13 protein-coding genes and 2 pseudogenes are annotated in these 12726 nt (G+C 46.0%); 12 read left to right on the forward strand and 3 right to left on the reverse strand.

All coding sequences use genetic code 11. The annotated features are described in order from the left end of the window. The first annotated feature begins 90 nt into the window (after positions 1 to 90). The 9 genes and pseudogenes from hemC (at position 91) to JCM10519_RS12555 (ending at position 7538) form a co-directional block, all read left to right on the forward strand. Positions 91 to 759 (forward strand): hydroxymethylbilane synthase, encoded by a 669-nt coding sequence (gene hemC, locus JCM10519_RS12525; RefSeq protein ID WP_347844049.1) that lies wholly within the window; start codon positions 91 to 93, stop codon positions 757 to 759. Further along, positions 720 to 992, forward strand: a complete 273-nt coding sequence (locus tag JCM10519_RS29475) for a hypothetical protein (RefSeq protein ID WP_347844050.1) — start codon at positions 720 to 722, stop codon at positions 990 to 992. Before hemC ends, JCM10519_RS29475 begins: the two co-directional genes overlap by 40 nt. A gap of 13 nt (positions 993 to 1005) precedes the next feature. Further along, entirely contained in the window at positions 1006 to 1686 is a 681-nt protein-coding gene (cobA, locus tag JCM10519_RS29480) for a uroporphyrinogen-III C-methyltransferase (protein ID WP_347844051.1), read from the forward strand. A gap of 17 nt (positions 1687 to 1703) precedes the next feature. Next, positions 1704 to 2480, forward strand: a complete 777-nt coding sequence (locus JCM10519_RS29485; protein WP_347844052.1) for a uroporphyrinogen-III synthase — start codon at positions 1704 to 1706, stop codon at positions 2478 to 2480. A 46-nt stretch (positions 2481 to 2526) separates the two neighbouring features. Next, a complete protein-coding gene (hemL, locus tag JCM10519_RS12535) occupies positions 2527 to 3804 on the forward strand; it encodes a glutamate-1-semialdehyde 2,1-aminomutase (RefSeq protein WP_054739549.1) in 1278 nt (425 codons plus the stop codon). Positions 3805 to 3989: 185 nt separating this feature from the next. Then, positions 3990 to 4493, forward strand: a complete 504-nt coding sequence (bilS, locus tag JCM10519_RS12540; protein ID WP_054739551.1) for a flavodoxin family protein BilS — start codon at positions 3990 to 3992, stop codon at positions 4491 to 4493. 107 nt (positions 4494 to 4600) lie between these two features. After that, positions 4601 to 6397: pseudogene (gene ftsH / locus JCM10519_RS12545) on the forward strand (ATP-dependent zinc metalloprotease FtsH). 155 nt (positions 6398 to 6552) lie between these two features. Beyond that, positions 6553 to 7251 carry a hypothetical protein gene (locus JCM10519_RS12550; RefSeq protein WP_054739553.1) on the forward strand — a complete coding sequence of 233 codons (699 nt, stop codon included), beginning with the start codon at positions 6553 to 6555 and terminating at the stop codon, positions 7249 to 7251. Then, positions 7248 to 7538, forward strand: a complete 291-nt coding sequence (locus JCM10519_RS12555) for a hypothetical protein (protein ID WP_054739555.1) — start codon at positions 7248 to 7250, stop codon at positions 7536 to 7538. The genes JCM10519_RS12550 and JCM10519_RS12555 overlap by 4 nt, the downstream gene beginning before the upstream one ends. A gap of 6 nt (positions 7539 to 7544) precedes the next feature. Here JCM10519_RS12555 and JCM10519_RS29490 read toward each other — a convergent pair whose 3' ends face one another. Further along, complete coding sequence (locus JCM10519_RS29490; RefSeq protein WP_347844053.1) at positions 7545 to 7676, reverse strand: hypothetical protein; 132 nt, start codon at positions 7674 to 7676, stop codon at positions 7545 to 7547. 3 nt (positions 7677 to 7679) lie between these two features. On the opposite strand from JCM10519_RS29490, the gene JCM10519_RS12565 reads away from it, so the two are divergent. Next, positions 7680 to 8015: a HAMP domain-containing protein gene (locus tag JCM10519_RS12565; protein ID WP_347844129.1), complete on the forward strand. Its 336-nt coding sequence runs from the start codon at positions 7680 to 7682 to the stop codon at positions 8013 to 8015. Further along, positions 8006 to 8740: a methyl-accepting chemotaxis protein gene (locus tag JCM10519_RS12570; protein WP_054739564.1), complete on the forward strand. Its 735-nt coding sequence runs from the start codon at positions 8006 to 8008 to the stop codon at positions 8738 to 8740. The genes JCM10519_RS12565 and JCM10519_RS12570 overlap by 10 nt, the downstream gene beginning before the upstream one ends. A 712-nt stretch (positions 8741 to 9452) precedes the next feature. Here the strand turns inward: JCM10519_RS12570 and JCM10519_RS12575 are convergent. Then, positions 9453 to 10362: pseudogene (locus JCM10519_RS12575) on the reverse strand (radical SAM protein). Positions 10363 to 10561: 199 nt separating this feature from the next. Continuing rightward, complete coding sequence (locus JCM10519_RS12580) at positions 10562 to 11290, reverse strand: AraC family transcriptional regulator (RefSeq protein WP_347844054.1); 729 nt, start codon at positions 11288 to 11290, stop codon at positions 10562 to 10564. 343 nt (positions 11291 to 11633) lie between these two features. On the opposite strand from JCM10519_RS12580, the gene uxuA reads away from it, so the two are divergent. Next, on the forward strand, positions 11634 to 12689 hold the full coding sequence (gene uxuA, locus JCM10519_RS12585) for a mannonate dehydratase (protein WP_054739567.1): 1056 nt from the start codon (positions 11634 to 11636) through the stop codon (positions 12687 to 12689). Positions 12690 to 12726 lie beyond the last annotated feature (37 nt).

Genomic DNA, 12726 nt, shown 5'->3' on the forward strand with positions numbered 1-12726 from the left:
ATTTTCGGGACTATGGCAGAGGAAGGAATCTGCCAGGGAGGTTATACCAGAGAACAGGCAGAAGACTGATAGAAAGGAAGCTGGCGGAGCATGAGAAGTAAGACCATTCACATTGGAACAAGAAGAAGCGCTTTGGCCGTGGCCCAGGCAAACATAATGGCTGAGGCCCTTGTAAGAACAGGTACCGGCCTGTCGGCAGAACTGGTGCTGAAACAGACGGAAGGGGACCGGATCCTTGATAAACCGCTTCTGGAATTCGGAGGAAAAGGCGTGTTTGTGACGGAATTTGAGCAGGCCCTTTTGCGGGGCGAGATTGATTTCGCAGTCCACAGTGCCAAGGATCTGCCCATGGACTTAGAAGAGGGCCTGGGAATTGTGGCAGTTTTGGAGAGGGAAGATCCCAGGGATGTTCTGGTGACGCCTGCTTCCAGTGACCTTTCCGCAAAAAGAGAAATCATAATCGGAACCTCCAGCTTAAGAAGAAAGATCCAGATTGAGGAAATTGGAAAGACCATGTGGCCGGAGGCTTTGGTGCGATGTGAGAATTTAAGGGGAAATGTACAGACCAGGCTTTCAAAGCTTATGGAAGGCTCTTATGACGGCATTATTCTGGCAGCAGCAGGATTAAAGCGTCTGGGACTTTGGGAGGACAGCCGGTATCATTACCATTGTTTTGATTGTGAGACCTTTATTCCGGCCGGAGGCAGGGAATCCTTGCCGTGGAAGGGCGGCTGGATTCCGGGCTTGAGTCAGTGGTAAAACCTCTTGAGGATGAGGAAGCCAGGCTGTGCCTGTCTTTGGAACGGAAGATTTTAAGGCTTTTGAATGCAGGCTGCCATGAACCCATTGGCGTGTATTCCCGGTTTAAAGGAGGGAAAATGGAGATTCTTGGAATCAGCAGGAGAGGGGAAGAAATAAAACGGATCCATCTGTGGGGAGAAACCGGAGAACTTGACAGGCTGGCGCAGCTGGCCGCCCAGGGCCTTGCGTAAAAAGGAGGATGCTATGAAGGAAACAGGAGTTGTCTATCTGGTAGGGGCCGGTCCCGGAGATCCGGGGCTTATTACAGAAAAAGGGTTGTCACGGCTGCGGATATGTGACGCAGTGGTTTATGATGCACTTCTTTCTCCCCGTCTTCTTGATGAGGTACCGGACCAATGCCTGAAAATCCATGTGGGGAAACGGGCCGGACATCATTCCATGAAGCAGGAGGAGATCAATCAGCTTCTGGTGGAGCTGGCAGGGGAAGGCCTTTCCGTGGTGAGGCTAAAGGGCGGTGACCCCTTTGTGTTTGGGCGGGGAGGAGAGGAAATCATGGCCCTTTCTGAAGCTGGGATCCCTTATGAAGTGATTTCAGGAGTCACCTCTGCAGTGGCAGCCCTTGCAAGCGCCGGGATCCCGGTGACCCACCGGGCAGTCAGCAGAAGCTTTCATGTCATGACCGGACACACTCTTTCAGGAGAAGGAACCCTTCCGGCTGATTTTGATGAATTTGCCAGGCTTTCCGGCACATTGGTTTTTCTTATGGGACTTGGAAATCTGTCCCTCATTGTAAAGGGTCTGTTAAATCAGGGAAAACCGGGGGAAACACCTGCAGCAGTCATTCAAAACGGAACTCTTCCGGGAGAGAGGACCGTCCGCGGGACCTTAAAGGATATTGAGGAAAAGGTGCGGAGGCTGGAATAGAAAGTCCTGCCATCATTGTGGTGGGAGAGGTGGTTTCCCTTGATTTTTCTTCGACATTGAAACAGCCCCTGGAAGGGTGTCGGATCGGAGTGACGGGAACAGACTCTTTTACGGACAGGCTGAAAAAACAGATTAAATCTTTTGGTGGAACTTCGGAATGCATTCTGAGCCTTTTGATAGAGTCCTGCCGTAAGGGCGGGAAAATGAAGGAAGCATATGAAAAGCTGCCGTTTTACACCTGGATCGTATTTACCAGTGCCAATGGAGTAAGGGAATTTTTCCATGGGCTTTTGGAATGGGGATATGATTTCCGGGCAGTGGGCCATGTGAAGTTCGCTGTGGTCGGAAGGGGAACAGCCGATGAATTGCTGCGGCATGGATTTTCTGCCGATTACATACCGGAGAAATATCAGGTACAGGACCTGGCAGCAGGCTTGAAAGGCTTGATTTCCAGGGAAGACAGGCTTTTGATCCCCAGATCATCAGGCGGCTCGAAGGAGCTGAATGAGATTCTGGATGAAGCAGGGGCCTTTTATGATGACATTGTGCTGTATGATGTGGCCTCAGCAGGCCTGGACACAGAAAACAGGGCGGAGGCCTTAAAGCAATTAGACTATCTGACCTTTTCAAGCGCTTCCGGTGTGGAAGCCTTTTTCAGGGAATCAGATGAGGAAATAAAGGAAGCCCTGGCAGGCCTTAAAATGGTCTGTATCGGGGACATTACAGCAAAAGCCTTATGGAGCATGGGAGGAAGGCGGATATCATCGCCGGGGTTTACAGCATCAAGGGGATAACGGAAGCTATCTGTGGGGATTGGAAAGAGGAAAGGAGTCAGTCAATATGAAAATAGAAGAATCCAAAGAATTATTTGAAAAATCAAGGGAGTATTTCCCGGGGGGAGTCAACAGCCCGGTCCGGGCATTTGGTTCCGTTAAAGGAACCCCGGTCTTTGTAAAACGGGCGTCTGGCTCCCATATTTACGATGAGGATGGAAATGAATACATTGATTATGTGAATTCATGGGGACCATGCATTCTTGGACATGCCTTTGGGCCGGTAGTGGAGGCGGTGAGAGAGGCCTGTCTTGACGGTTTATCCTTTGGAGCGCCCACCAGAAAAGAGCTGGTTCTTGGATCGCTTATCAGGGAGTGTATGCCTTCCATGGAGATGATGCGGATGGTAAGCTCAGGAACAGAAGCAGTCATGAGTGCGATTCGTGTGGCAAGAGGTTATACGGGAAGGGATAAGATCATTAAGTTTAAAGGCTGCTATCATGGACATTCCGACGGCCTGTTGGTTAAGGCCGGTTCCGGCGCTTTAACCGGTTCTGCACCGGACAGTGCCGGCGTACCGGCTTCCTATACCCAGCACACATTGCTTGCCAGTTATAATGATGAGGATTCTGTTAAAAAGCTGTTTTCAGAATATCCCGATGATATCGGCGCACTGGTGGTGGAGCCGGTTGCAGCCAATATGGGACTTGTTCCGCCAAAGCCCGGTTTTCTTGAATTTTTAAGGGAGATCACCACAAGGTATGGGGCGGTTCTCATCTTTGATGAGGTCATTACCGGATTTCGTATGGGTCTTGGAGGCGCACAGGGATATTACGGCGTTGTTCCGGATATGACGACTCTGGGGAAGATCGCAGGCGGAGGAATGCCCATGGGAGTGTATGGGGGAAGAAAGGAGATCATGGAAGTGGTTTCTCCTTTGGGAAAGGTCTATCAGGCCGGTACCCTTTCCGGCAATCCTGTTGCAACGGCAGCCGGAATCGTGACCATCAGGACCCTGATGGAGCAGCCGGAAATTTATCCAGCCCTGGAGGAAAAAGCGGGAAAACTTGTAAAAGCCCTTAGGGAAGCTCTTCCGGACACCTGGGTGAATCAGGCAGGATCTCTTTTCAGTGTATTTTTCACAAAAGATCCGGTCGTGGATTATGATACGGCTCTGGCTTCTGACACGGTCAAGTATGGAACGTATTTCCATTATCTTTTGGAGCATGGCATTTACACCGCTCCATCTCAGTTTGAAATTTTGTTTCTTTCTGCGGCCCATACGGCTGAGGATATTGAAAAAACCTGCGGCATTATAAAGGCGGCGGCAGGGATTCTTTCTTAGGATCGGCGAAAAAGCTTTGGAATGGCTGGAAACAGCTTTTCCAAAGCTTTTTAAAATTTAAGCTGGATGGCTGTGAACTTTGCCATATAGATTCTAAAAGTTACATAAATTGTATTAACATTTTCCGCAATCTCTTGATAAATAACCTGATTTGGTATATTTTAATCTCATAGGAGGCTGAATATATGGACTATTTAGTTGTATATACAAGTAATACCGGAAATACCCAGAAGGTAGCCATGAAAATTTTTGAGTCGCTTCCCGGAAAATCCAAGGACATTGTCAGTCTGGAGGAACTTCATGGAGAGGAAGCGGATATGTATTTTGTAGGATTCTGGAATAACCGTGGAACCTGCAAAACGGAAGTGATTGACTTTCTTTCAGATCTCCACGGAAAACGGGTGGCTTTATTTGGTACCTGCGGGCTTTCCGGGAATAAAGAATATTTTAAGCAGGTGGAAAAGCAGGTGTCTGTATTTCTGCCGGATGATAATGAATATCTTGGCTGTTTTTTATGCGGAGGGAAGATGGCTCCCCAGATTCTTGAAAAATACAGGCAAATGCAGGCAATTCACGATACTCCTCAGATCAGGGCCTTGATATCCGCATATGAGGATGGGATGCTTCATCCCAATGAACAGGATTTTAAGGACGCGGTAGAATTTGTAAAATCGGTCCTCAGGGAGTAACAGAAGAAAAAAAGGAGGAGTATTATGGGTTTGAAAGATGACGGCAGTTCACAAAATAATCAGAAAAAAACCGTTTATTTTTTTATTATGTAATTGTTTTATTAATTATGATATTGTTTAATGCATTGACAGTTCCCTGGATTCAGTCCAAATCCGTGACTGAGGTTCCTTACAGCACGTTTCTGGAGATGGTGGATCAGGGGAAGGTTCAGGCGGTTGCAAAGACGGAAACAGAGATCCAGTTCAAATCCGATACCGGAAAGAAGGATTGGGAAGGCAAGCCTGTGTATGACGTATATAAGACCGGGCTGTGGCCGGATGATACGCTGACTGAAAGGCTGATTGCCCATGACGTTTCCTTTGAAAAAAACCATAGTCGTGCAGATGTCCCCTCTGCTTTCTTTTTTACTCACCTGGATCATTCCCATCCTGATCTTTGTGTTCCTGGGGAATTTTTTATCCGGCCAGCTGCAAAAGAAGATGGGCGGCGGCAATGCCATGACCTTTGGAAAGTCCAATCCCAAAATCTATGCGGAATCAGAAACCGGAAAAACCTTCCGGGATGTAGCCGGACAGGAGGAAGCAAAGGAGGCTTTAAAGGAGATCGTGGATTTTCTTCATAATCCCCAGAAATATGCGGATATCGGTGCTTCCCTTCCAAAGGGCGCCTTGCTGGTAGGCCCTCCGGGAACCGGTAAGACACTTCTTGCCAGGGCGGTGGCAGGTGAAGCCCATGTGCCGTTTTTTTCCATATCCGGTTCTGAATTTGTGGAAATGTTTGTAGGTATGGGTGCGGCAAAGGTGAGGGATTTATTTAAGCAGGCAGGCGAAAAGGCTCCCTGTATCGTATTTATCGATGAAATTGATACCATAGGTAAGAAACGTGACGGAGGCGGCTTTACCGGAAATGATGAGCGGGAACAGACCTTAAACCAGCTTTTGGCTGAAATGGATGGATTTGACGGAAAAAAGGGCGTTGTCATATTGGCTGCCACCAACCGTCCGGATTCCCTGGATAAAGCACTTTTAAGGCCAGGCCGTTTTGACCGCAGGATCCCTGTGGAGCTGCCTGACTTAAACGGGCGGGAAGCCATATTAAAGGTTCACGGCAAAAATGTAAAGCTTTCTGATGACGTGGATTTTCATGGAGTAGCGCTTGCCACGGCAGGGTCCAGCGGCGCAGAGCTTGCCAATATCGTCAATGAGGCTGCCCTCAGGGCGGTCCGCCTGGGCAGAAAGACCGTAACCCAGAGAGATTTAGAAGAAAGCGTGGAAGTAGTGATCGCCGGATATCAGAAAAAGGACGCTTCTGTCAATTCCAGGGAAAGGAAGATCATTGCTTATCATGAGGTGGGGCATGCGCTGGTCGCCGCCTGCCAGAACCACTCGGCACCGGTTCATAAGATCACCATTATACCAAGAACCTCCGGCGCTCTCGGTTATACCATGCAGGTAGATGAGGAAGAACGCCACCTTTTGACAAAGGAGGCTGCCTTAAGTAAGATCGCCACCTTTACCGGAGGAAGGGCAGCAGAAGAACTGGTATTTGATACGGTCACCAGCGGAGCTTCCAATGACATTGAGCAGGCTACCAGGATCGCCAGAGCATGGTGACCCGCTATGGCATGACGGATGAATTCGATATGGTGGCTCTTGAGACAGTGACCAACCAGTATCTGGGCGGAGACACCGCTCTTGCCTGTTCCCCTGAAACGGCCAAGCAGATCGACGATGCTGTAATCAGAATTGTAAAGGATCAGCACCAGAAGGCTTTAAAGATTCTTAAGGACAATGAAACAAAGCTTCATGAGATAGCAGAATATCTTCTGGAACGGGAAACCATAACAGGAGAAGAGTTCATGAAGATCGCAGGATTTGATTCTGCAGGAACCCAGGAAAGTTAAAAAGCGGGCTTAAGAAAAGAGAGTTTGCCTACCTGCGGGCTATGGATTAAGTAATTGTAAAAATGTTCCAAAAAAAATAGAAAATATGTTTTACATTTTGGTAAAATATGGTATAATTCCCGTAAACGTTGTAACTTATAGAGGGGGATTATGCAATGAAGGTACAGTTTTTCAGAAAATGGAAGAATCGTGGTTCAGGGCACAGAGGTATGTCATGGCTAAAGGAGAAAGGAGCAGGGAAATATCAGCTTTCAACTAAGATCGCATGCATCGCCGGAATCATGCTGGTGGTCGTTTTTACGGTTTTGATCGGAATTACATCAAGAATGACAAAAGATGCCATGAAACAGTCCGCATTCAGGGAGCTAAAGACTCTGGCATCTGAGAATGGAAAGATGATCCAGCAGACCCTTGATGAGGCAAGGCAGGTATCGAACAGTATTACCTATTATCTTGAGAATTCGACGGCTAACAGAAAGGTCCTTCAGGCGCTGAGGATCAAGTCGGGTCCTTCAGCCGAGCCGCTTTATAAGAGTCAGATATTTGATGATGTTACCCTGGACAGCCATGGTATGAAAATGGAGGATTACATGCTGACGACCATCAAGTCCTCTGTTCTATACTCCAAGGGTATTGTAGGAGTTGGTGTCCTGTTTGAGCAGTATGCCATGAGCTCTGCGGCCAGAAGCTATAGTTTGTATGCCGGCAGGGATGGGACGCTCAGGGACTGCGGCATGTACGAGGATTATTCTTCCGCCGATTATTTTGTAAAGGTGATGGAGGAAAAGGCTCAGGTCATTACACAGCCATATGAATCAAATGGAATGATGATCATCACCATGCGGTGCCTGTGATCGTAAGCGACAGGGTGCTGTGCGTGGTCGCCGTTGATGTGGGCCTGGACCGTTTTAACCAGATGAAAACGGCGGATTCCTCTTATCCAAGCATACAGACCTTCATTTTAAATGAATCAGGAACAATTATTTCAGAAAGCACAGGCAGCGGACTTGTGGGAACCAGTGTTTCTGATTTCGTCAACAGCGGGACATGTAAAGAGGGAATAAGTACTGGGATTGCCTCTGGCTCTGATTTTTATGTTGTGGATCCAGGCAAAAAAAGGAGATACCTATTATTTCTTTGAGCCGATTCAGCTAAATGGTTCCAGCTGGTATTCCGTTACCGCGGTGGAAGCGGGAGACATGAACCGGGAAGCAGACAGAGTGTCTTCCTTGATGGTCATTATTTCCATCATTGCCATGATTGTTATTCTTTTTATCATTGCATTTATCATAAGAAGCAGTTAAAGCCCATCCATAAGATCGTAGCGGCTGCCGGGAAGATTGCGGAAGGGGATTTAAACGTTTTTGTTGATGTGAAATCCAACGATGAAATCGGCCTTGTGGCAGCTTCCTTTGAACAAATGACAGTGAACCTAAAAGAGGTAATTGACCGCATCTCCTTTACGCTGAACGAAGTTGCGGACAACCATTTAGACTTAGACGTGGAACTGGGCCTTAAAGGAGAATTTTCCCAGCTTGAAAAAGCGGTAAAGCAGATTGTCATGAATTTAAATTCGGTCATGAATGAAGTCAATCAGGCAGCAGCCAGGTGGCACTAAGCTCCGGGCAGGTTGCAAACGGTTCCCAGCTTCTGGCAAACGGCTCTGAGGAACAGGAAAGAACCGTTGACATGCTGTCCGGTTCCATCAGCCAGGTTGCGGAAAAGGTCAGGCGTCTGGCAGAAAAAGCCGGAGAAGTTTCCCTGCAGGTTCAGATGACTGGTACAGAGGTGGTAAACTGTGATATGTCCATGCAGAACCTTTCCAGTGCCATGAATGAAATTCACGTTTCTTCCGGTGAGATCGGAAAAATCATCAAGGTAATTGAAGATATTGCATTCCAGACCAATATCCTGGCTTTAAATGCTGCAATAGAGGCAGCAAGGGCAGGGGAGTCCGGAAGAGGATTTGCAGTGGTTGCCGGTGAGGTACGTAATCTGGCTGCGAAAAGCTCTGAAGCAGCAAAGAATACCACAGCTTTAATCAAGGATTCCATAAATGCTGTAGAAAAAGGCAATCAGATATTGGATGAAACCGTTCAGTCCATGATGAAGGTTCTGGAGGATTCCGCCTTGGCAGTGGATTCCGTGGATTCCATCTCAAACATAGCTTCCCAGGAAGCAAAGGCCGTGGAAGAGGTGACAAAGGAACTTGGAAGAATCTCTTCCGTAGTTCAGAACAATGCCGCAGCTGCGGAAGAAAGTGCGGCCTCCAGTGAAGAACTATCCCAGCAGGCCCAGCTTTTGCGGGAACTGGTAAAGAGCTTCCGCCTGAGAGAGGAATAAATGATACATAATTAATTTCATACAAGAAGGCGGAAACAGAGTTAAATGAAGCTTACATTTAACTCTGTTTTTCCTTGCTCAGACGAATAAAAAAATATATAATATTCGAATAAAAGCAAAAAAATATTTTAAAACAACATCAAAAAAATGAATATAAAATCTAAATAATTATAAACAATTTAAAAATTAACAAATAATATATTAAAATAATTAAAGAAGTATTGACAAAATAGAGCTTGTACGCTATAATAAAGCCATAACAAAAGGTAACTAATGAAAAGAGTTCAAATCTAACGAAAGGAGGTACAGTCCACCAGAAAGAGCAGACTGGCTTCGTTTATATAATGATAAATGAAGCAAAAGGAAAACCAATCTGCCGATGTTAAAAGCCAATCTTTGAAGAGATGATTAGTCATTAATGAAAAAGAGAGAATTCATGAGAAGGAAAAACTGTAAGAGATTCCAAAGGTCAACAAAAGAAAGTTTAGGACATATGAGGAAACAGTCAGGCAATAGAGCTAAGGCCATGAATCTGGTGTATAACAACGGGGAGCGGAAAAATTAATATAGATCATGTTGAAAAACGTGTACCATGTACAAGGTAACAGACATGAGAGAAACGAGGTATTAAGACCAATGGACGAAGTAATATAGAAACGGATATCGATTATAGGGAAATATCAAATCGGTATCCGTTTCTATCTGTTTTTTATTAAAAGATCCCTTCCAAATCAAAGGGCGGCGTGTATTCTTCTTTTGCGCTGCTTTTTTTCCTGCATAAATCCCTGATCCAACCCAAGTCTGATGGCTTCATCAAGCACTTTTCCATATTCATACGATGTAATTCTCCGGTTGATTTCCGGGAAGCTTTCACTTCGGTAGAATGGGGTGTACTGGCTCATAAGACTGATATAATACATTCCCTCCGGCAGTTCATCTTTCATCCAGTGAAGAAGGCGGATGGAATCCTCCTTTGCCCCTGGAAGCACCATATGGCGTATTATGACACCCTTTTTCATAAGGGCGCCTTCGGAATCAAACTGGGGAGCCCCGGTCTGGCGTATCATCTGTTTTATTGCCTTTGAGGCCGCAGTAAAATAATCGGGAGCCTTACTGTAGCGTGAGGAAAGCTCGGAACTGAAGTATTTTAAATCAGGAAGCCACACATCGATGTATGAGGCCAGCTCCTTTATGATTTCTTCTGATTCATACCCTCCGCAGTTATAAACCACGGGAATCGTAAGCTTTGATTTTATAAGATCCAGGGCCTTTAATACAGAGGGAAGATACTGGGTGGCAGTGACCAGATTAATGTTGTGGGCACCTTCCTCCTGAAGCCTTAAGAAAATACGGGAAAGGTCTTTGCTTGTGATTTCCTTTCCGAAACCCTCCTGGCTGATGGCATAATTCTGACAAAAGCAGCAGCCAAGAGTACAGCCGGAAAAAAATACGGTACCGCTTCCCCGGCTTCCGCTGATACAAGGCTCCTCCCAGTGGTGTAATGCGGCCCGGGCCGCTTTTATGGTATCGCCGCACCCGCAAAAGCCGGTACTCACATGGCGGTTTACTCTGCAGTTTCTGGGACAGAGGCTGCAGGATTCGTATATATGGTCAAGGTTCATATGTTAAACTCCTGTTATTTATGAAGGCAGCCAGCCGGGCGGACATGCCTGCATGTTCATTTGGCGGCGGCTGTTATGACAATAAGAAATTTGCAAAGCGCATTTCACATCGATGACAAAGTCACTTTTGTGCATAAATATATTAAATAAAATGCAAAAAAATTGCAAGATAGAGATGATATACAGGGAAAGATGCAAATTAATATCCTTTTGGCAGGACCGCCTGCTCCCTGTATTCTTTAGGGGAAAGGCCGAATTCCTTTTTAAAGGCCCGGTAAAAGCTGGTGTAATCCGTAAAGCCGTATTGATGGTACAGCTCCCCAAAAGGGATGCCGGAGAGGATTCCGTTTTTACTGGCCTGAAGCCTTTTTTTCAGGATGTACTGGTGAAGGGAAATCCCCATATTATCCTTAAATACATGGGAAATGTGATATTTGCTGGCATAAAAAAAGGAGGCCAGATGATCCAGGGACAGATTTTCTTCCAAATGGTTGTTAATATAATCACAAATATTTAAATAAAGCACGTTTTCGTATGCAGCAGGCACCTGGTGGAGCATGTCGTAAGTGATCCGGTTCAGCAGCAGCATGAAGGAATGGATCTGCAGCTCTGAATTCAGCTTATGGAATGCCTTATTTCCGTGAATTTCTTCAAGAAGGTCCAAAAGACGGCCCTGGATATTCTGAAATGTGACAAAATCCCTGCGAAAATGGTAATGCTTATTCTCCGAAACATAACGAAAACTGTATGAAAAGTCCTCTGACCAGGAACACATGGTCTCAAAATAATAACGGCTGATCCAGAGAACGATCCGCTGATAGGTTTTTCCGGTGGAATGGAAAATAGGGTGGTGCTTTACCTCGGGAGGAATTAACAGGTAATCCCCGTACTGCAAAGGATACTGTTTCCCTTCCACATCATAGGTCACATCCCCGTTTAAGAAAAAAAATACACCTCATAATAGGAGTGGCTGTGGTCCACAACATGATTCAAGTCCAGATCTTTATAAAAAAAACACTTCAAATTCTCCTGAATTCATATACTGCCGCTCATTAAAGCCGGTGGACAATTCTTTTCTCATTTAAAAATCACCTTTCCCCTTCTATCTTCACTTGCGCTGCAAGTTCAGATACGCCCTATTATAAGCCATGACCGCAAGTTTTGCAATGTGAACGGCAAATAAATCCATGGTAATAAGGTAACGTTTTGTTTATACTGAATCCACAAGGCAGGAAAAGAAACTTATTATAGGATTGCTAAGGAGGTATTTTATGAAATTATCATTCAGATGGTATGGAGACGATGACAAGGTAACCTTACAGAACATCCGTCAGATTCCAGGCATGCATTCCATTGTAACGGCTGTTTACGATGTTCCCGTAGGGGAAGTGTGGGGCAGAGAAAGCATTGCCCACTTAAAAGAAGAAACGGAAAAAGCAGGACTTGCTTTTGAAGTGATCGAGAGCATTCCGGTTCATGAGGATATTAAATTAGGAAAGCCAGCCAGAGACATGTATATTGCTAATTATTGTGAGAACATCAGGCGTGTGGCAAAAGCAGGGATCAAGTGCATCTGCTATAACTTTATGCCGGTGTTTGACTGGACCAGGACCCAGCTGGATCATGTGCTGGAGGATGGTTCTACCTCTCTGGTTTATTATCAGGACCAGGTTGATAAGGTTAATCCCCTGGAAAGTGAAAGCGACTTAAGCCTTCCCGGCTGGGATTCCAGTTACACAAGAGATGAGCTTAAGCAGGTGGTAAGCGAGTACAATTCCATGTCAGAGGATGACCTTTGGGATAATTTAAAATATTTCCTGGAGGCGGTCATTCCTGTTGCAGCGGAATGTGACGTGAATATGGCGATCCATGAAGATGACCCATGCTGGAGCATCTTTGGACTTCCTAGAATCATTACCTGTGAGGAAAACCTGGACCGTTTCTTAAAGCTTGTAGATGATAAGCACAATGGAATCACCCTCTGTACCGGTTCCTTAGGCTGTTCCAATAAAAATGACGTGGTAAAGATGGCTGCCAAATATGCGGCTATGGGACGTATTCATTTTGTCCATGCAAGAAATGTGGCAATCCTGGAGGATAACCAGGGCTTTGAAGAGCGCGCCCATTTGTCAACCTGCGGTTCCCTGGATATGTTTGCCATCTTAAAGGCTCTTCATGACAATGGATTTGACGGTTATATGCGCCCGGACCACGGCCGTATGATCTGGGGTGAAACAGGCCGGGCCGGTTACGGGCTTTATGACCGGGCACTTGGCGCAACCTATTTAAACGGTCTTTGGGAAGCGATTGAAAAAACCAGCAGATAAGAGGCACTCTGAATGGACAATAAATAGGAAAGAGGGA

The sequence above is a fragment of the Clostridium sp. NkU-1 genome, from assembly GCA_001312405.1.